Raw genomic sequence first — 19075 nt, forward strand, 5'->3', positions numbered from 1 at the left:
GGGGACGACCCGGCGTCAGCCGCGCGGCGGCGGGGTGGACGGACCGGCGCTGATCTGCAGTGCGATCGGGGCCCCGCGGGAGAGGCGGGAGCCGGCCGGCGGGTTCGTCTGCGCGACCGAGCCCGCGGGTCGATCGGACGGCACGCGGTTCGGGTCGACCGTCACGACGAAGCCGAGCTCGCGCAGGCGCGCGGTGGCGGCGGCGGGGTTCTGGCCGGTCACCTCGGGCACCGCCTGCTGGGGCGCGTCGACGAGCGACTGCTGGGGCGAGGGGAAGGCCGAGCCGCCGTACTTCTGGTCGGCGACGCGCATGATCCGCGGCCAGATCTGGTGGCGCACCTGACCGGCGTTGACCCGGTTGAGGCTGAAGCCGCGCATCGAGGTGAAGCCGCTGACGTTGCCGACCCAGGTCGCCGTGGCCACCTCGGTGCTGGCGCCGACCATCCAGGTGTGCACCGCGTTGTCGGTGGTGCCGGTCTTGCCGATGTGCGGGACGCCGGTGCCGGTCGCGGAGGCGCGGCCGGTGCCGCCCGTCATCACCTGCTGCAGGGCGAAGTCGGCGGTCGCGGCGACCTCCTCGGACATCCCCTGCGTGCAGGTGCTCGCCGGCGGGGCGACATCGGCGCCGCCGCGGTCGACGATCCGGTCGATCGCGATCGGCGTGCAGACGGTGCCCTTGTTCGCGAAGCCGGCGAACGCGGTCGCCATGGTCAGCGGCGCGATCTCGTTGGTGCCGAGGATGGTCGGCGCGAACTTCTGCAGCTCGGTGCCGTCGGCGCGGTGCACGCCCATCGCGAGCGCGGTGTTGCGGATGCCGCAGAGGTCGAGCTGCTCCGCCATCGCGGCGAAGCCGGTGTTGATCGAGCCCTTGGTGGCGTCGAGCGCGGAGTAGACGCCGCCGTTGCCGCCCTCGTCGTTCTTGGGGTCCCAGGGCTCGCCGTAGTAGGTGCCGTCGGGCTCGCAGCTGTCGCGGAAGGTCGTGTACGCGCGACGGGTGCCGTCGACGGTCTCGTTCAGGGCCCGGCCCTCCTGCAGCCACTCGGCGAGGGTGAAGACCTTGTAGGTCGAGCCGACCTGGAAGCCGCTCGAGCCGCCGTAGCCGAAGTCGGTGCTGTAGTTGACGCTGGTGTAGTTGGCGCCGCTGACGTCGGGATCGTTCGAGTAGTCCTTGTTCTGCGTCATCGCGAGGATGCGCCCGGTGCCGACCTCGACCGAGACGCTCGCGCTGCCGATGTTCACCCGGGCCATCGACTTCGGCACCCAGTCCTCGGTGGCGGCGACCGCGGCCTCCTGCAGATCGGAGTCGAGGGTCGTGTAGATCTGGTAGCCGCCGCGCTTGAAGGTCGCGTCGCGCTCGTCCTGGCTGGCGCCGAAGGCGTCGTCGTTCTTGATCACCCAGGTCACGTAGTCGCAGAAGTAGGCCGCGATGCCGGCGGTCTGGCAGCCGGTGCTCGGCTCCGTGATCACGGGGACGACCGGCGTCGAGGCGGCCTCGCCGATCTGCTCGGGGGTGACCTTCGACTCGATCCCCATCCGCGTGAGGATGTAGTTCCGGCGGTTGAGCGTCTCGGGGTAGCCCTCCACCGCGAGGTTGGCCGGGTCGTCCGGGCGATCGAAGCGGAACTTCTCGGGATTGTTCACGATGGCGATCAGGGCGGCGGACTGCGCGAGGGTGAGGTCGCGGGCACTGGTGTCGAAGTAGTACCGCGCCGCCGCCTCGATGCCGTAGACGGTGCCGCCGAACAGCGCGATGTTGAGGTAGCCGAGCAGGATGTCGTTCTTCGGGTACTCCTTCTCGAGCCCGATCGAGAGCCGCATCTCGGCGACCTTGCGCTCGGCCGTGGTCTCGGTGGCCTCGCGGTAGGCGGCGTCGCGCTCGATCGGGTCGGAGAGCGCCTCCGCCTTCTGCACGAGCACGTTCTTGACGTACTGCTGCGTGATCGACGAGCCGCCCTGCACGTTGCCGCCGGAGGCGACCGTGGCCGCGGCGCGGATCGTGCCGAGCAGGTCGATGCCGCCGTGCTCGTAGAAGCGCGGGTCCTCCGAGGCGACGACCGCGTCCTTGACGAAGGGGGAGATGTCGTCCCAGCCGACCTCCACGCGGTTCTGCGCGTAGAACGAGGCGAGGAGCACGTCCTGGCCGTCGGCGCCCTTCGCATAGACGTCGCTCTTCTCGGCGAGCGTGCCGATCTCGAGGTAGCCCGGGAGGTTGTCGAACATGGTGACCGTGTTGTTCGCGGCCATCCCGCCGAGCGCGATCGCCGGAGTGACCGACGCCGCGACGAGGACTCCGGCGACGACGCTCATGGCGACGATCCCGATCAGTCCTCCGACCGCGGCGCCGATGGACGTGACGACCCTGTTCCCGACTGCCCCCGACATAGAATCAGCGTAACCGCCGCTCCTGACACCGGACGCGGCGCTCGACCCGCCGGCGCCGACTCCTCCGGGTGCGGTGCGCCCGGCATCCGCACCCCTGCCTCACGAGGAGAGCCATGTCCGTCCCCCGCTGGGAATACATCACGACGCCGCTGATGATCCACAACACCACCGCGATCCTGAACACCTGGGGCTCCGAGGGCTGGGAACTGGTCCAGATCGTCACCGGTCCCGAGGGCGGGCTCGTGGCCTACCTCAAGCGCCCGGTCGCCGAGGTCGGCGCGTGATCGCCGAGCGCCTGGCCGAGCTGGGCATCGAGCTCCCCGCGGTCGCGGTGCCGGCCGGCGCCTACATCCCGGCCGTCGTCGAGGGGAACCTGGTCTTCACGGCCGGGCAGATCCCCTTCGTCGACGGCGCGCTGCCCGCGACCGGCAAGGTCGGCGCGGGCGTCGATCCCGAGGCCGCCAAGGACCTGGCGCGCGTCTGCGCTCTGAACGCGCTGGCCGCGATCGCCGACGTGATCGGCTCGCTCGACCGCGTGACCCGGATCGTCAAGGTGACCGGCTTCGTCGCCTCCGCTCCCGGCTTCAACGGCCAGCCCGGCGTCATCAACGGCGCCTCCGAGGTGCTCGGCGAGATCTTCGGCGAGGCGGGCAGGCACGCCCGCTCGGCGGTCGGCGTGGCGGAGCTCCCGCTCGACGCACCGGTCGAGGTCGAGCTGATCGTCGCCTTCGCCTGAACCGGGTCCCGGCTCGACGCCGAAGGGCGCCGCTCTCCCCTCTCGGGAGGCGGCGCCCTTCGGCGTTCCGGGCGGCTCGGCCCTCGGCGGCTCAGTCGTCCGGGGCTCAGTCGTCGGCGGCGACCGCGGAGGAGATGACGGCCATCACCTGCGTGTCGGCCAGCGTGGTCGTGTCGCCGACGGCCCGGCCCTCGGCCACGTCGCGCAGGAGCCGGCGCATGATCTTGCCGGAGCGGGTCTTCGGCAGCTCCTGCACGATGAAGATGCGCTTCGGCCGGGCGATCGCGCCGATGTGCTCGGCGACGTGCGCCTTGAGCGTCGCCTCGAGCTCGTCGTGGCCGCTGGCGAGCGCCTCCGCCTGGCTCGCCTTGGCGATGACGAAGGCGACGACGGCCTGGCCGGTGGTCTCGTCCGCCGCGCCCACCACGGCCGCCTCCGCGACCACCGGGTGCGAGACGAGGGCCGACTCGATCTCGGCCGTCGACAGGCGGTGGCCGGAGATGTTCATCACGTCGTCGACGCGGCCGAGCAGCCACAGGTCGCCGTCCTCGTCGAGCCGCGCGCCGTCGCCGGCGAAGTAGCGGTCGCCGAACTTCGACCAGTAGGTCTCGACGTAGCGGTCCGGGTCTCCCCAGATGCCGCGCAGCATCGACGGCCAGGGCTCGGTGATGACCAGCAGCCCGCCGGAGCCCGCGCCGACCGGGGCGCCGGAGTCGTCGACGACGTCGATCGAGATCCCGGGGACGGGGACCTGCGCCGAGCCCGGCTTCAGGGTCGTGACGCCGGGCAGGGGCGAGACCATGATCGCGCCGGTCTCGGTCTGCCACCAGGTGTCGACGATCGGGGCGCGGCCGCCGCCGATGACGTCGCGGTACCAGATCCAGGCCTCGGGGTTGATCGGCTCGCCGACCGAGCCGAGCAGGCGGAGGCTCGAGAGGTCGAAGCGCTGCGGGATCTGCCGGCCGAGCTTCATGAAGGTGCGGATCGCCGTGGGGGCGGCGTAGAGGATCGTGACGCCGTGCTTCTCGATGATCTCCCACCAGCGTCCGGCGTGCGGGGTGTCGGGCGTGCCCTCGTACATCACCTGGGTGGCGCCGTTCGCGAGCGGTCCGTAGACCACGTAGCTGTGCCCGGTGATCCAGCCGACGTCGGCGGTGCACCAGTAGACGTCGGTCTCGGGCTTGAGATCGAAGACCGTGCGGTGGGTGTACGCGACCTGGGTGAGGTAGCCGCCGCTGGTGTGCAGGATGCCCTTCGGCTTCCCGGTCGTGCCGCTCGTGTAGAGGATGAACAGCGGCTGCTCGGCGGGGAACGGCCGCGCGACGTGGTCGGCGTCCACCGCGACGATCTCCTCGTGCCACCACAGGTCGCGGCCGGCGCTCCACTCGACGGTGTTGCCGCCGCGGCGGACGACGAGGACGTGCTCGACGCTCGACGCGCCGCCGTCCAGCGCCAGCGCCGCGTCGACCGCGGGCTTGAGCGGGAAGACCGAGCCCTTGCGCCAGCCGCCGTCGGCGGTGACGACGAGCTTCGCCTCGGCGTCGTCGATCCGCGCGCGCAGGCTCTCGGCGCTGAAGCCGCCGAAGACGACCGAGTGCACGGCGCCGAGCCGGGCGACCGCGAGCATCGCGATGACGGCCTCGGGGATCATCGGCAGGTAGATCGCGACGCGGTCGCCGGCCTGCACGCCCAGGCTCGTGAAGAGGTTGGCCGCGCGCTTCACCTCGGCGGTGAGCTCGGCGTAGGTCAGGTCGCGGCTGTCGCCGGGCTCGCCCTCCCAGTGGATCGCGACGCGGTCGCCGTGACCGGCCAGCACGTGCCGGTCGAGGCAGTTGTAGGCGACGTTGAGCTCGCCGTCGTCGAACCAGCGCGCGAAGGGCGGCTCGCTCCAGTCGAGGGTGCGCGTGAACGGCCGGTGCCAGTGCAGCAGCTCGCGGCTGCGGTCGGCCCAGAAGGCGAGGCGGTCGGCGGCGGCCTGCTCGGCCTTCCCGGCGGTCGCGGCGGCGTCGGCGGCGAACTCGGCGGGCGGCGGGAAGCGGCGCGTCTCCTGCTGGAGGCTGTCGATGGCGCTCGAGCCTGCGGCCCCGGACGCGTCGAGGGGTGTGGACATCTGCGATTCGCTCCTTCGCGAGTGCGACGTGCGCCGGCCGGCGTGGTCGGTTCCGGACCACCGTAGCGTCCGGCTCTCGGGTGGGGAGGGGGCGACGCGAAGCTGACCGTCCGGCGGGGTTTCGTGAAGAGTCGGCTCAGAACGCGGATCCGACTTGGCGAAATCGCCTCCGTGCCCTAACGTTGCATACGGCCGAATGAACTTCGGCTCAGCGGCGCGAGTGATTCCCCCCAATCCAGCGCCGCCGAGGCGGCACCTGTTCCCCCCAATGGGTGCCGCCCCCTTCTCTTCCCTCCGCTGGTCGAGCGTTCCGCTCCCCGGAGGTTCCGCACGGCCGGGCCGCATCGCCCGGTTGCACCTTCGGCTCGGCCGAACACGCTGGGCGCGCTGGATCGGTCGATTTCGGCGTGCCGGAGCTCGGATCGCGTGCCCGAGTCTCGACTGCTGGAGCTCCGGCTCGCGGAAACACATCCGGCACGCCCGATCGGCCGGTTTCAGCGTGCCGGGTCTCGGATCGCGTGCCCGAGCTCCGGCTGCTGGACCTCCGGCTCGCGGAAACGACGCCGATCCCGAGCTCGTCGCTCCTCCCCAGGGGCGTCCTCGGCCCTGCCGTCCACCGATGCGGTCCTCGGCGCGCCACCGGAGGGCGCGCGCTCCTAGCGTTCCCGGATGACCACCGGTTTCGTCCCGCTCGTTCCCGCCGCCTACCGCCCGGACGTACCTCGCCCGCCGGGTGAGGACGACGGCGAGGCACTGCGGGCCGCGCCGGTCCGTCCGGCGGCGGCGGCGCTCGGCCTGCTCGCGCCGTTCGCCGCCGACCCGGCGGTGACCGACCTCTTCGTCAACGGGGATTCGGGTCTCTGGGTCGACCGCGGCGGGGGCGCAGTGCGAGAGCCGACGTGGACGCTCGACGCGGCAGGAGCGCGACGGCTCGCGGTGTCGCTGGTCGCGGCCGGCGGACGCCACGTCGACGAGGCGAGCCCGTGCGTGGACGTGCGGCTGAAACACGGGCTCCGCGTGCACGTGGTGCTGCCGCCGGTCGCGACCGCGGGGACGCTGATCTCGGTGCGCGTGCCGCGGGCCGACGCCTGGAGTCTCGACGAGCTGCACGCGGCGGGGATGCTCGACGACGCGGGCCGCGGCCTGCTGCGGCGGGCCGTCGCCGCGCGCTGGAACCTCCTCGTCACCGGTGCCGGCGGATCGGGCAAGACCACGCTCCTCGGCGCCCTCCTGGGCTGTGCACCTCCGCACGAGCGCCTGGTCGTGATCGAGGACGTCGGCGAGCTGCGGCCCGCGCATCCGCACGTCGTCTCGCTGGAGGCGCGCCAGCCGAACCTCGAGGGAGCGGGCGGAGTCGGCCTCGACCGCCTCGTCCGCGAGGCCCTGCGGATGCGGCCGGACCGGCTCGTCCTCGGCGAGTGCCGCGGCGTCGAGCTGCGCGATCTGCTCTCGGCGCTGAACACCGGGCACGACGGCGGAGCGGGGACCCTGCACGCGAACTCGCTCGCCGACGTGCCCGCCCGGCTGGAGGCGCTCGGCTCGCTCGCGGGCATGGGCCCGGAGGCGGTCGCGCGGCAGACGGTCAGCGCGATCGATCTGGTGCTGCATCTCGAGCGGCGGGGCGGTCGGCGCCGGCTCGCGGCCTCGGGCTGCTTCCGGCTCGACGGCGCCGGGCGGCTCCGGATCGAGGAGGGCGCCGTGCCGCAGCGGGGCTCGCCGTGAAGCGCGGGGAGGGGGGCGACGAGGTGGCGGCCGTGGTGCACCGCCTCTCGGTGCTGCTCGCGGGGGGCGTCGCGCCGGCGTCGGCGCTGGCGCACCTCGCGGCGTCGGACGACTCGGAGGCGGCCGGTGCCGCGCGACGTCGTCGGCTGCTGCGCGCGGTGGCGGTCGAGGCGGCGCGCGGCGGGGACGTGACGGCGGCGCTCCTGCGGGGTGTGCCCGCCTCCCGCCGAGGTGAGGAGCGGCGGACCGCGGAGCGCGCACCTCGTCGCAGGGAGAGCGCGGCACGGGGTTCGCGTGATCGCGGCGAGGAGACGGCCTGGGCGGCCCTGGCCGCCTGCTGGCGGGTGGCCGCGGACTCCGGAGCGCCGATCGCCGCGGCCCTCGCCGAGCTGGCCGATTCCCTGCGGGAGCTCGGCCGGGCGCGGCGGGACATCGAGGTCGCCCTGGCGGGGCCGCTCGCGACGAGCCGGGTGGTCGGCGGGCTGCCGCTGGTGGCGCTCGGCTTCGGCACGCTGCTGGGCTTCGATGTGCTGGGCGTGCTGATCGGGACGGTGCCGGGATTCGCCTGCCTGGTGGGCGGGCTCGGGCTGATGCTCGGTGCCGTGGCGTGGACGCGCCGGCTCGTCCGCTTCGCCGGCCCGGAGGACCCGGCACCGGGGCTGGCGCTCGACCTGCTCGCGGTCGCGCTCGCGGGCGGGGGGTCGATCGGCGGCGGGCGGGAGCGGGTGCTGGCGGCGCTCGCCGAGTGCGGGCTCGCGTCGGGGCCGCCCGCGCTGGCCGCGGCGGAGCCCGTGCTCGCGCTCTCGAGCGCGGCGGGGGTCCCCGCTGGCCGGCTGCTGCGCAGCGAGGCGGCACTGGCGCGGGTGCGGGCCGCGTCCGAGGCGCGGGAGCGGGCGGCGAGGCTCGGTGTGACGCTGCTGCTGCCGCTCGGAGTCTGCGTGCTGCCGGCGTTCCTCCTGCTGGGCGTGGCTCCGATGATGATCTCGGTGCTGCTCTCGACGTTCGCGGCGCAGCGGTGAGCGGTCCCGCGGGAGCTCTCCACAGGCCGCTCCTCTCTCCTCTTGTCCACCGTTCGCGAGCTCGCCACCCCGACCCGCTCCGTGCTCGGCGATCCTCGAGTGGGGGCAGTGACGACGAACGGAGCGAGCGGATGAACGGCAGTCGGAGCAGTGGTGCGGGGACGATCGGACGAGTGCGGGGCGGTGCCGGGCGGGAGCGCTTCCCGGGCCCTGCCTGGGAGGCGGGGCCGCTGAGCGGATGGCGCGACGAGGAGGGCTCGGCCACGGCCGAGTACGCGATCGCGACGATGGCCGCGGTCGGCTTCGCAGGTCTGCTGGTGGTGATCCTCAAGGGCGACGAGGTGCGCGGGATCCTCACGGACCTGGTCACCCGGGCGCTCACCTCGGGGGGATGAGCGGTGCGGTGCCCGGGTGGCGCCCGTGCAGCAACGAGAGTGGACCTGGTCGCCGACGGCCGTCGAGGCGAGGACGGCTCCGCGACGGCCGAGCTGGCGGTCGTGCTGCCGGCGGTGGTGGTCGTGCTGGCGCTCTGCCTCGGCTCGGTGGCGGCCTCGGCGCAGTACGTCCGGCTGGTCGACGCCGCGGCGGACGGGGCCCGGTCGCTGGCGCGGGGGGACGATCCTCGTCGGCCCGTCGCGCGGGTCGATGCGGGAGCGAGTGTCGCGACCTCCGCGGACGGCGAGCTCGTCTGCGTGGACGTCGCCGCGCGGCTCCGGCCGCTGCCGGCGCTGGAGCTGCCGGTCTCGGTCCGGTCCTGCGCGCTGGGCGGAGGGCGGTGATCCCCCGGCCGGAGCCGGACCGCGCAGGGGAGGACGGCTCGGCGGCGGTCGTCGCGGTCGGCGTCGTCGCGGGGACGATCCTCGTGACCGCGGCCGTGCTCGCCGGTTGCGGGGGAGTGGTGGGGCACCAGAGGGCCGTGGCCGCGGCGGATGCGGCGGCGCTCGCCGCGGCCGACGTGTCCTCCGGGCTGCTGCCGGGCGAGCCGTGCGGGGCGGCCGAGCGCGTCGCGGGGGCGATGACGGCGACCGTCGCGGGCTGCGCGGTGGAGGGAGGAGTGGCGACCGTCGAGGTCGTCGTGTCCGTCGGGCCGCTCGCGCTCCCCGCCCGGTCGCGCGCCGGGCCGCCGCCGTGATGCTCCTCCCGCGCCGGGGACGGCGGCGACGGCTTTCGCCGCGCCCGGGGCGCAACGGCAGCGCGCTCCCGCGCTCGGTCGGGTCGCCGGTGTCCGACCCGCCCGGTGGGACCGGGGCTCAGTCGGCGCTGACCCGCAGGTAGCGGTAGGCCGCCGCGGTGGGCAGCGCGCCCGCTCCCTCGTCGTGCTCGAGAGCGCCGGCGAGGAGATAGAGGTAGCGGGTGCCCTCGCGGGCGGCCGGGATCTCGAGGCGGCCCGCCGGGGCCGTCGCCTCGCCGTAGGAGCGGCGGAGCGTCTTGCCCTCGAGCGGCCCGTCGAGGAACTTCGCGGTGTAGGCGGAGGTGGTCGGAGCGGAGGTGGTGTGCGTCGTTGCCATGCCCCTCATCATGCGCCGATCGCCGCGATCCGTCACCGGGTGCGGTCCTCCCGATTCGGCGGATTCCCGGGCGGCGGCCGGAGTGCTCCCAGCGCGCGGCGAGCGGAAGACGGCGAGGGACGCCCGGAGTCAGTGTGTATGGTGTGCCTGTCGGGCGCCCCGAAGCCGACGCGAACGGATCGTCGTTCCTCCTGCGGACGCCGCGCACCGCCTCCCCGCCGAAGGGGACCCGTCGGACTCGCTGAGCGTCCGATCCGACAGCATCAATCGAGGAGAACTGTGTCCGGCACGAAGAAGCTGGTGATCGTCGAGTCGCCGGCGAAGGCCAAGACCATCGCCCAGTACCTGGGCGAGGGCTACGAGGTGCTCGCCTCCGTCGGGCACATCCGCGACCTCATCGAGCCGAAGAACCTGCCGCCCGAGCTCAAGAAGGGCGGGCTGGGCAAGTTCTCCGTCGACGTCGACAACGGCTTCGAGCCCTACTACGTCGTCTCCGATCAGAAGAAGAAGACGGTCGCCGACCTCAAGCGCGCACTGAAGAACGCCGACGAGCTCTTCCTCGCGACGGATGAGGACCGCGAGGGCGAGGCCATCGCATGGCACCTCCTCGAGGAGCTCAAGCCCAAGGTCCCCGTGAAGCGGATGGTCTTCCACGAGATCACCAAGGACGCGATCCAGACGGCCCGCGACAACACCCGCGACATCGACACCTCCCTCGTCGACGCGCAGGAGACCCGCCGCATCCTCGACCGCCTCTACGGCTACGAGATCTCGCCGGTGCTCTGGCGCAAGGTCGGGCCGGGGCTCTCCGCCGGGCGCGTGCAGTCCGCCGCCACGCGCCTCGTCGTGGACCGCGAGCGCGAGCGCCTCGCCTTCGTCTCCGCCTCCTACTGGGACCTCGCCACGGTCCTCGCGCCGGAGGCCGACGCCTCGGCGGCGTTCGACGCGCGCCTGGCGCGCCTGGACGGCAAGCGGATCGGCAGCGGCCGCGACTTCGACGACCGCGGTCAGCTGAAGGGGGACGTCACCGTCCTCGACGAGGCCTCCGCCGGTGCCCTCGCCGAGGCGCTGCGCGACCCGAAGACGCTCGTCCGCGTCTCGAACCTCGAGTCCAAGCCCTACTCGCGCCGCCCCGCCGCCCCGTTCACCACCTCGACGCTCCAGCAGGAGGCGGCGCGCAAGCTCCGCTTCTCGGCGCGCCAGACGATGAGCGTGGCGCAGTCGCTCTACGAGAACGGCTTCATCACCTACATGAGGACCGACTCGCCGAACCTCTCGCAGCAGGCGCTGAACGCCGCCCGCTCGCAGGCGGCCTCGCTCTACGGAGCCGAGACGGTCCCCGACAAGCCGCGCCTCTACTCCGGCAAGAACAAGAGCGCGCAGGAGGCGCACGAGGCGATCCGCCCCGCGGGCGAGACCTTCCGCACCCCGGACCAGCTCGCCGGCACCCTCCGCGGGAACGACCACCGCCTCTACGACCTGATCTGGAAGCGCACCGTCGCCTCGCAGATGGCCGACGCCAAGGGCTCGACCGCGACGGTCACCCTGCTCGCCAACCCGGCCGGCGACACCGAGCGCACCGCCGAGTTCACCGCCTCGGGAACGGTCATCACCTTCCGCGGCTTCCTGCTCGCCTACGAGGAGGGCCGCGACGAGGAGCGCCACGGCGCCCGCGACGAGAAGGACGCCAAGCTGCCCGTGCTCGAGGTCGGCCAGAGCCTCGTCGTCGCCGAGGTCGAGGCCAAGGGCCACGAGACCTCGCCGCCCCCGCGCTACACGGAGGCGAGCCTCGTCAAGTCGCTCGAAGAGCTGGGGATCGGGCGCCCCTCGACCTACGCCTCGATCATCACGACGATCGTCGATCGCGGCTACGTCACTCCGCGCGGCACGGCGCTCGTGCCCAACTGGATCGCCTTCTCGGTGGTGCGCCTGCTCGAGGAGTTCTTCTCCGACCTCGTCGAGTACGACTTCACCGCCGCGATGGAGGGCGACCTCGACCGCATCGCCGGCGGCGAGGAGGACCGGGTCGACTGGCTGAACCGCTTCTACTTCGGCGGCGGCGACCAGCCGGGCCTGCGCCACGTCGTCGACAACCTCGGCGAGATCGATGCGAAGAGCATCAACTCGGTCCGGATCACCGACGACATCACCCTGCGCATCGGCAAGTACGGGCCCTACCTCGAGGTCGCCCAGGAGGAGGGGCAGGAGACGCCGCGCCGGGTCAACCTGCCGCTCGAGCTGGCCCCGGACGAGCTCACGCCCGCGAAGGCGCAGGAGCTCGTCGACGCTCCCGTGCAGACCGACCGCGTGCTCGGCAGCAACCCGGACTCGGGCAAGACCGTCGTGGTCAAGGACGGCCGCTTCGGCCCGTACGTGACCGAGGTCGACCCGGAGCCCGAGACCACCGCCGACCCCGCCACCGGTGAGGTCGTCGAGCCCGTCTCCGCTCCTGCTGCGAAGCGCGGCGCGAAGAAGGCGGCCGCGGTCAAGCCGCGCACCTCCTCCCTCTTCAAGTCGATGGACGTCGCGACCGTCGACCTCGCCACCGCCCTGCGCCTGCTCGACCTGCCGCGCACCGTCGGCGAGGACCCGGAGTCGGGTGAGCCGATCACCGCGCAGAACGGCCGTTACGGCCCGTACCTGAAGAAGGGGACGGACAGCCGCTCGCTCACCAGCGAGGACCAGATCTTCGAGGTCGACCTGCCGACCGCGCTCGAGGTCTTCGCCCAGCCCAAGTACGGCGCGAAGCGCGCCACGAGCGCCCTCGCGGAGTTCGAGGCCGACCCGGTCAGCGGCAAGCCGATCCGGATCCGCGACGGGCGCTTCGGCGCCTACGTGACCGACGGCGAGACCAACGTCACGATCCCCAAGGGCCAGCCGATCGAGGAGATCGACTTCGAGCAGGCGGTGCAGATGCTCGCCGACAAGCGGGCGAAGGGTCCGGCGCCCAAGAAGGCCCCGGCCAAGCGCGCCCCGGCCAAGAAGCCGGCGGCGAAGACCACGGCGGCCAAGACGACGGCGACGAAGACCACCGCCGCGAAGACCACGGCGGCGAAGGCGACGGCCGCCAAGACGACGGCGGCGAAGACCACCGCCGCGAAGAAGCCGGCCACCACCCGCGCCCGCAGCACTGCGGCGGAGGCGACGGGCTCGACGGAGTCGTGACCGGGCTGTTCGTCACCCTCGAGGGCGGGGACGGCGCGGGCAAGACCACGCAGGCCCGGCTGCTCGAGGAGTGGCTGGGCTCGCGCGGTGAGACCGTGCGGCGCACCCGCGAGCCCGGCGGCACCGAGGTGGGCGTGCAGATCCGCGAGATCGTGCTGCACCACCGCGGCGAGATCGATCCGCGGGCCGAGGCGCTCCTCTACGCCGCCGACCGCGCGCAGCACATCGGCACCTTCGTCCGGCCCGCGCTCGAGCGGGGCGAGGTCGTCGTCCAGGACCGCTACATCGACTCCTCCGTCGCCTACCAGGGCGCCGGCCGGGTGCTAGACGCCGCGGAGGTCCGCTCCCTCTCGGAGTGGGCGACCCGCGACCTCCGCCCCGACCTCACCGTCCTGCTCGACCTCGATCCCGCCGTCGCCCGGACCCGGCTGGACGCCGCGCGCACCCGCTACGACCGGCTCGAGGCGGAGAAGGCCGAGTTCCACGGCCGCGTCCGGCAGGCGTTCCTCGACCTCGCCGCGGACGACCCGGAGCGCTTCCTCGTCCTGGACGCGAGCCGTCCCGTCGAGGAGCTCGCCGCGGCCGTCCGCGCCCGCGTCGAGCCGATGCTCAGCGCCGGTCCCCAGGGCGCGCGGCCCGCTGTCGGACCTCGCGGTTAGCCTGGATCCGTGACCGTCTGGAGCCAGCTCGTCGGCCAGGAGCACGCCATCGGCGCCCTGCGCGACGCCTCGACCCCCCGCGACGAGAGGGGGCACGAGTCGACCTCGATGACCCACTCCTGGCTGATCACCGGGCCGCCCGGCTCCGGCCGGTCGAACCTCGCCTACGCGTTCGCCTCCGCACTGCTCTGCCGCCGCGGTGGCTGCGGCGAGTGCCCGGACTGCGCGCAGGTCGCCGCCCGCTCGCACCCCGACCTCGCGGTCCTCGCCACCGAGCGCGTCATCATCTCGATCGAGGAGGTGCGCCGCCTCGTCTCGTCCTCGCAGTACTCGCCGTCGGTCTCGCGCTACCGGGTGATGGTCATCGAGGACGCCGACCGGATGAGCGAGCGCACCTCGAACGTCCTGCTGAAGGCGCTCGAGGAGCCGCCCGAGCGCACCGTCTGGATCCTCTGCGCGCCCAGCGAGGCCGACCTGCTGCCGACGATCCGCTCGCGGGTCCGCTCGGTGCGCCTGCGCGTCCCCAGCGTCGAGGACGTCGCCGGCCTGCTCGAGCGCCGCGACGGCGTCGACGTGGAGACGGCGGAGCGCGCCGCCCGCCAGGCCCAGAGCCACATCGGCATGGCGCACCGGCTCGCGACCGATGCGAACGCCTGCGAGCGGCGGGAGGAGACCCTCCGGATCGCGCTGAGTCTGCGCGGGGTGTCCGACGCGGTGCTCGGTGCCGCGCGGATGATCGAGGTCGCCACCGAGGACGCGAAGGCCTACACGCTCGAGCGCGACGAGGTCGAGCGCCAGCAGGCGCTGCGCTCGCTCGGCGTCGAGCCCGGCGGCACGATCCCCGCCCAGCTCCGCTCGCAGCTGCGCACCCTCGAGGAGGACCAGAAGCGCCGGGCGACGCGCAGCCTCCGCGACGGCCTCGACCGCATCCTCGTCGACCTGCTCTCGCTCTACCGCGACGTCGTGCGCCTCCAGCTCGGCGCCCCCGGCGGCGTGATCAACGAGGAGGTGCGGAGCGAGATGACGGCACTCGCCTCGGCCACCGCCCCCGAGCGCACGCTCGCGGTGCTCGACGCCGTGGCGGAGGCCCGGCAGCGCATCGACGCGAACGTCTCGCCCGTCCTCGCCCTCGAGGCGATGCTCGTGGTCGCCGCGCGGCGCCCGGTGGCCGCGTGAGGCGCCCGGGCCGCTGGTCGGCGCTCGCCGCGGTCGGCGCCGCGGTCGCGCTGCTCTCCGGCTGCTTCGCTCCCGGACCCTCGCCCGAGCGCACCTCGACGCCCGCCCCGCAGGCGGTCGACGCCGATCTCGAGCAGTACTACGGCCAGGTCCTGGTCTGGGACGACTGCGGCGAGGGCATGCAGTGCACCGACGCGACGGTGCCGCTCGACTGGGACGCCCCGGCCGGCGAGACCGCCTCGATCGCCCTGGTCCGCCACCCGGCGACGGGCGGGGACGCGATCGGCTCCCTCCTGGTCAACCCGGGAGGGCCCGGCGGGTCCGGGGTCGACCTCATCCGGGACAGCCTGGACTTCGCCGTGGACGACGAGCTCGCCGCCCGCTTCGACGTGGTCGGCTTCGACCCGCGCGGCGTCGGCGCCTCGACCGCGGTGTCCTGCCTCGACGCCGCCGGCCTCGACTCCTACCTCTACGACATCGTCCCGGGCGAGCGCGGCAGCGACGAGTGGATCGCCGCCCAGCGCACCGCCTCGGCCGCCTTCGCCGCCGCCTGCGAGGAGCGCAGCGGAGCGCTGCTGCCCGAGGTCGGCACCACCAGCGCGGCCCGCGATCTCGACGTGCTGCGGGCGGCGCTCGGCGACCAGGCGCTGCACTACCTCGGCTACTCCTACGGCACCTTCCTCGGCGCCACCTATGCCGGCCTGTTCCCCGATCGCGTCGGCCGCCTCGTGCTCGACGGCGCGATCGATCCGGCCGCGACCTCGCTCGACGTCGTCCGCGAGCAGGCGATCGGCTTCGAGAGCGCCCTGCGCGCCTATCTCACCGCCTGCCTCGGTGGCGAGGGCTGCCCCTTCACCGGCACGGTCGACGAGGCGATGGCGCAGGTCGCCGCGATGCTGGAGCGGGTCGACGCCTCGCCGATCCGCGCCCAGGACGGCCGGCAGCTCGGCTCGAGCACGCTGCTCACCGCGATCGTCTACCCGCTCTACTCCGCCTCCTCCTGGGGCGGGCTGAGCGAGATGCTCACGGACGTGCGTCAGGGCGGCGCGGAGATCGCCTTCCAGTACGCGGACGCCTACAACGGCCGGACGGCCGACGGCGACTACAGCGACAACGCGACCGAGGCCTTCCTCGCGATCAACTGCGTCGACTACGCCTACGACGCCGAGACGGAGTCGATGCGGGCGGACGCCGCGGAGCTCGAGGCGGCGGCGCCGACGCTCGGCCGCTACCTCGCCTACGGCGACATCCTCTGCGGCGAGTGGCCGGCCGCCTTCGAGGGCTCGCGGGCGCCGATCACGGCGGAGGGCTCGGGCCCGATCCTCGTGGTGGGCACCACGAACGACCCGGCGACCCCCTACGTCTGGGCGCAGGCGCTGGCGGAGGAGCTGTCCGACGGGCACCTCGTGACCTTCGACGGCGAGGGCCACACGGCCTACAACAAGTCGAACTCGTGCGTGAACGACGCGGTCGACGCGTACCTGCTCGAGGGCGTCGTCCCCGAGGAGGACCCGCAGTGCTGACCGAGCAGGAGCGCCGGGGCGCGCCGGAGCAGCCGGGACTCCGGGAGCGCAAGCGCCTCGCGACCCGGCGCGCGATCGAGACCGCCGTGCTGCGGCTCGCGAGCGAGCGCGGGCCGGACCGCGTCACGATCGAGGACGTCTCGCGGACAGCCGACGTCTCCACGCGCACCTTCTTCAACTACTTCGCCTCGAAGGAGGACGCGCTGGTCGGCGGCCTTCCGGTGATCTCCGACGAGACGGCCGCCGCGTTCCTCGCGGGCGACGCGCCGCTGCTCGTCGATCTGCAGGCGGTCTTCGTCGCGGCGGCGGAGGTCCCGGGGGAGGAGGACCGCGAGCTGCACCTGCTGCGGCGCAGCCTCTTCCGCGAGCACCCGCAGCTCGTCGGCCTCAAGATCGCCGGCATGCGGGAGTTCGAGCTCGCGATCGAGGATCTGGTCGCCGAGCGCCTCACCCGCGGCGGGACGGACGCCGAGGCGGTGCGCAGCCGGGCCCGGATGCTCACCCTGCTCGGCCTCGCCGCCATGCGGCACGCCTGGGCCGGCTGGGTCGACCACGACGGTCGCGACGCGCTCCCGGGACTCATCGTGCACTCGTTCGACGAGCTGCGCGGCGCGCTCGCCGAGTAGCCGGCGGGCTGCGCGCCCCGATTCACGCCCCGGACCGCGAGCAGGCTATGCTGTGTAATCGTGTCCGGGGCCAGCGCCTCGCGAGCACGCCGCCTTAGCTCAGTCGGTAGAGCGTCTCACTCGTAATGAGAAGGTCGTCGGTTCGATTCCGACAGGCGGCTCCGCATTTTTCCCCGTGGTGCAGCCGCGAGTGTCGCCATCGCCCCCAGGCCCCGTTGATCCCGGTTCGTTACCCTGGGCCGGATGACCGACACCCCGCCCCGCCGCCGACCGCGCGCCCTCGTGGCCGCCGCAGCCGTCGTCGCCGTGCTGCTGGGCGTCGGAGCCTTCGGCGCCGGGACGGCGATCGGCCGCACGGCGACTCCCTCCGCGGCGCCCACCGCCTCGGCACCCGCCGCCGCGACGACGGCCACAGCGACGCCGACGCCGACCGCCCGGCCCGCCGGCACCGAGACCGCCGAGGCGCTGCGCACCTGCTCCGTCGCCGAGCTCGCGGCGGATCCGCGCCTCGGCTCGATGCAGGCGCGGGTCGTCGATGCGGCGACCGGCGAGGTGCTCTTCGACCGCGGCGGCACGACCGCCTCGCGCACCGCCTCCGCCCTGAAGATCCTCACCGCCGCCAGCGCGCTCGCCGTCCTCGGCCCGGACACCCGGATCGCCACGACCGTGGTCGCGGGCGACGCTCCCGGCAGCGTCGTGCTGGTCGGCGGGGGAGACCTCACGCTGAGCCGCCTGCCGAGCGGTCAGGAGTCGGTCTACGCCGGCGCCGCGCACCTCGACGACCTCGCCGCGCAGGTCGAGGCCGCCTGGGACGCCGACCCGGCGACCGCGGGCGCCACGATCTCCTCGGTCGTGCTCGACGCCTCGCTCTACTCCGGCGACACCTGGCAGCCGAGCTGGAACCGCAAGGAGCAGACCGACGGCTACATGCCCGAGATCACCGCCCTGCAGGTCGACGGCGACCGGGCGGACCCGAGCGCCGCCACCTCCCGCCGTGGCGAGGACCCGATCGGCCGGGCGGGCGACGCCTTCGCGGACGAGCTGTCCGGCTCGCCGACGGTGAGCACCGGCACCGCCCCGGCTGGAGCGCGGGTGCTCGGCACCGTCGAGTCGGCCCCGGTGAGCACCCTCGTGCAGCAGATGCTGCTCGTCTCGGACAATGCGATCGCCGAGATGCTCGCGCGGCTGGTCGCGATCCGGACGGGCTCCGGCAACGACTTCGGCGCCGAGCAGGCGGGCGTCCTCCAGGGCCTCGCCGGCTACGGAGTGGACACGGCCGGCATCACGATCGTCGACGGCTCGGGGCTCAGCGACGACAACGCGGTGGCTCCGGCGTACTTCACGAGCCTGCTGCGGAAGATCCAGGCCAGGGAGGGGCAGCTCGGCGTCCTCCTCGACGGCCTCCCGGTCTCGGGGCGCACCGGATCGCTCTCCTACGCCGACCGCTTCGCCGGCGACAACGCGGTGGCCGACGGCGCCGTCCGCGCGAAGACCGGCTGGATCGACACCGGCTACACGCTCGCCGGCGTCGTCGACGCCCAGGACGGCACGGCGCTCACCTTCGCGGTCTACGCGCTCGGCGACGTCTCCGACTCGGCGAAGTCCGCCATCGACACGCTCGTCACCGGCGTCTACCGCTGCGGCGGCGCGCTCTCCGACTCCTGACCGACCCGCCCCCACCGCCCCCCACCGCCCCCGCACCGCTCCCGCTCCCGCTCCCGCTCCGAGAGGACCACCATGACCACGGCACTCCTGATCGTCGACGTGCAGAACGACTTCACCGAGAAGGGCGCCCTCGCCGTCGCCGGCGGCAGCCGTGTCGCCGAGGGGATCACCGCCCACCTCGCCGCGAGCGCCGGCCGCTACACGACGGTGCTCGCCTCGCGCGACTGGCACGACGGCGACTCCGACAACGGCGGGCACTTCGCCGCCGAGCCCGACTTCGTCGACACCTGGCCGGTGCACTGCGTGGCGGGGACGGCCGGTGCGGAGTACCACCCGGCGCTCGCGGTCGACGCGGTCGACGTGCACATCCGCAAGGGCCAGGGCCGGCCGTCCTACTCGGCCTTCGAGGGGACCGCGGACGACGGCGCGCCGGTTCCGGCGCTGCTCGAGCGCCTGGGCGTGACCGAGCTCGACGTCGTCGGGCTCGCCACCGACTACTGCGTGCGGGCCTCGGCCCTCGATGCGCGCGCGGCCGGCCTGGAGGTGCGCGTGCTCTCCGACCTCGTCGCCGGGGTCTCGCCCGAGGCGAGCGCCGCGGCGCTGCGCGAGCTGGCCGAGGCGGGCGTCCGTGTCGAGGCGTCCTCCACCGTGCTTCCCTCCTCCACCGTGCTCCCCTCCTCCACAGGGGCTCCGTCGTCCACAGGGGTGACCGACTCCTGAGGTGCGTCCGGGGGCGGTCGTAGACTGAGAAGCGTCGTCGTGCGGGGTCCGCGCGACTCGATCC

General features: G+C 73.7%; 17 protein-coding genes and 1 tRNA gene. 15 read left to right on the forward strand and 3 right to left on the reverse strand.

Features of this window, described 5'->3' with window-relative positions:
* Positions 1–15: 15 nt before the first annotated feature.
* On the reverse strand, positions 16–2382 hold the full coding sequence (locus tag MT350_RS10370; protein ID WP_243615871.1) for a transglycosylase domain-containing protein: 2367 nt from the start codon (positions 2380–2382) through the stop codon (positions 16–18).
* Between the two features lie 113 nt (positions 2383–2495).
* On the opposite strand from MT350_RS10370, the gene MT350_RS10375 reads away from it, so the two are divergent.
* Both MT350_RS10375 and MT350_RS10380 read left to right on the forward strand, forming a co-directional pair.
* Positions 2496–2666, forward strand: a complete 171-nt coding sequence (locus tag MT350_RS10375) for a hypothetical protein (RefSeq protein ID WP_165909148.1) — start codon at positions 2496–2498, stop codon at positions 2664–2666.
* Positions 2663–3118, forward strand: a complete 456-nt coding sequence (locus tag MT350_RS10380) for a RidA family protein (protein ID WP_243615872.1) — start codon at positions 2663–2665, stop codon at positions 3116–3118. Before MT350_RS10375 ends, MT350_RS10380 begins: the two co-directional genes overlap by 4 nt.
* Before the next feature lie 106 nt (positions 3119–3224).
* Here the strand turns inward: MT350_RS10380 and acs are convergent, their stop codons facing one another.
* Positions 3225–5228 carry an acetate--CoA ligase gene (gene acs, locus MT350_RS10385; RefSeq protein WP_243615873.1) on the reverse strand — a complete coding sequence of 668 codons (2004 nt, stop codon included), beginning with the start codon at positions 5226–5228 and terminating at the stop codon, positions 3225–3227.
* 669 nt (positions 5229–5897) lie between these two features.
* Here acs and MT350_RS10390 point away from each other — a divergent pair.
* From MT350_RS10390 to MT350_RS10410, 5 genes are all read left to right on the forward strand, one after another.
* A complete protein-coding gene (locus MT350_RS10390; protein WP_243615874.1) occupies positions 5898–6950 on the forward strand; it encodes a TadA family conjugal transfer-associated ATPase in 1053 nt (350 codons plus the stop codon).
* Positions 6947–7969: a type II secretion system F family protein gene (locus MT350_RS10395; RefSeq protein WP_243615875.1), complete on the forward strand. Its 1023-nt coding sequence runs from the start codon at positions 6947–6949 to the stop codon at positions 7967–7969. The genes MT350_RS10390 and MT350_RS10395 overlap by 4 nt, the downstream gene beginning before the upstream one ends.
* A 230-nt stretch (positions 7970–8199) precedes the next feature.
* Positions 8200–8364 (forward strand): DUF4244 domain-containing protein, encoded by a 165-nt coding sequence (locus MT350_RS10400; RefSeq protein ID WP_243598702.1) that lies wholly within the window; start codon positions 8200–8202, stop codon positions 8362–8364.
* A 39-nt stretch (positions 8365–8403) separates the two neighbouring features.
* Positions 8404–8748 (forward strand): TadE family type IV pilus minor pilin, encoded by a 345-nt coding sequence (locus MT350_RS10405; RefSeq protein ID WP_243615876.1) that lies wholly within the window; start codon positions 8404–8406, stop codon positions 8746–8748.
* Positions 8745–9101, forward strand: coding sequence for an Rv3654c family TadE-like protein (locus MT350_RS10410; RefSeq protein WP_243615877.1), 357 nt, complete (start codon positions 8745–8747; stop codon positions 9099–9101). Before MT350_RS10405 ends, MT350_RS10410 begins: the two co-directional genes overlap by 4 nt.
* A 118-nt stretch (positions 9102–9219) precedes the next feature.
* Here MT350_RS10410 and MT350_RS10415 read toward each other — a convergent pair whose 3' ends face one another.
* Positions 9220–9477, reverse strand: coding sequence for a hypothetical protein (locus tag MT350_RS10415; protein WP_123447682.1), 258 nt, complete (start codon positions 9475–9477; stop codon positions 9220–9222).
* Between the two features lie 279 nt (positions 9478–9756).
* Here MT350_RS10415 and topA point away from each other — a divergent pair, with 279 nt between their 5' ends.
* The 8 genes from topA (at position 9757) to MT350_RS10455 (ending at position 19011) form a co-directional block, all read left to right on the forward strand.
* Entirely contained in the window at positions 9757–12642 is a 2886-nt protein-coding gene (gene topA / locus MT350_RS10420) for a type I DNA topoisomerase (RefSeq protein ID WP_243615878.1), read from the forward strand.
* The gene (gene tmk, locus MT350_RS10425) at positions 12639–13301 is read left to right on the forward strand and encodes a dTMP kinase (protein ID WP_243615879.1); all 663 of its coding nucleotides are present in this window, start codon (positions 12639–12641) and stop codon (positions 13299–13301) included. Before topA ends, tmk begins: the two co-directional genes overlap by 4 nt.
* A gap of 9 nt (positions 13302–13310) precedes the next feature.
* Positions 13311–14477 carry a DNA polymerase III subunit delta' gene (locus tag MT350_RS10430; protein ID WP_243615880.1) on the forward strand — a complete coding sequence of 389 codons (1167 nt, stop codon included), beginning with the start codon at positions 13311–13313 and terminating at the stop codon, positions 14475–14477.
* Positions 14474–16000: an alpha/beta hydrolase gene (locus MT350_RS10435; RefSeq protein ID WP_243615881.1), complete on the forward strand. Its 1527-nt coding sequence runs from the start codon at positions 14474–14476 to the stop codon at positions 15998–16000. Before MT350_RS10430 ends, MT350_RS10435 begins: the two co-directional genes overlap by 4 nt.
* Positions 15994–16626: a TetR/AcrR family transcriptional regulator gene (locus MT350_RS10440; protein ID WP_243615882.1), complete on the forward strand. Its 633-nt coding sequence runs from the start codon at positions 15994–15996 to the stop codon at positions 16624–16626. Before MT350_RS10435 ends, MT350_RS10440 begins: the two co-directional genes overlap by 7 nt.
* A gap of 88 nt (positions 16627–16714) precedes the next feature.
* A tRNA-Thr gene (locus MT350_RS10445) sits at positions 16715–16787 on the forward strand.
* An 82-nt stretch (positions 16788–16869) separates the two neighbouring features.
* The gene (gene dacB, locus MT350_RS10450; RefSeq protein ID WP_243615883.1) at positions 16870–18291 is read left to right on the forward strand and encodes a D-alanyl-D-alanine carboxypeptidase/D-alanyl-D-alanine-endopeptidase; all 1422 of its coding nucleotides are present in this window, start codon (positions 16870–16872) and stop codon (positions 18289–18291) included.
* Between the two features lie 72 nt (positions 18292–18363).
* The gene (locus MT350_RS10455; RefSeq protein WP_243615884.1) at positions 18364–19011 is read left to right on the forward strand and encodes an isochorismatase family protein; all 648 of its coding nucleotides are present in this window, start codon (positions 18364–18366) and stop codon (positions 19009–19011) included.
* The last annotated feature ends 64 nt before the right edge of the window (positions 19012–19075 follow it).

The sequence above is a fragment of the Rathayibacter sp. VKM Ac-2928 genome (assembly GCF_022815545.1).
Taxonomy (GTDB): Bacteria; Actinomycetota; Actinomycetes; order Actinomycetales; family Microbacteriaceae; genus Rathayibacter; species Rathayibacter festucae.

Coding starts and splice junctions, on each gene's coding strand:
- MT350_RS10370 (WP_243615871.1), bottom strand. CDS start 2,382: ATGTCGGGGGCAGTCGGGAACAGGGTCGTCACGTCCATCGGCGCCGCG.
- MT350_RS10375 (WP_165909148.1), top strand. CDS start 2,496: ATGTCCGTCCCCCGCTGGGAATACATCACGACGCCGCTGATGATCCAC.
- acs (WP_243615873.1), bottom strand. CDS start 5,228: ATGTCCACACCCCTCGACGCGTCCGGGGCCGCAGGCTCGAGCGCCATC.
- MT350_RS10390 (WP_243615874.1), top strand. CDS start 5,898: ATGACCACCGGTTTCGTCCCGCTCGTTCCCGCCGCCTACCGCCCGGAC.
- MT350_RS10415 (WP_123447682.1), bottom strand. CDS start 9,477: ATGGCAACGACGCACACCACCTCCGCTCCGACCACCTCCGCCTACACC.
- dacB (WP_243615883.1), top strand. CDS start 16,870: ATGACCGACACCCCGCCCCGCCGCCGACCGCGCGCCCTCGTGGCCGCC.
- MT350_RS10455 (WP_243615884.1), top strand. CDS start 18,364: ATGACCACGGCACTCCTGATCGTCGACGTGCAGAACGACTTCACCGAG.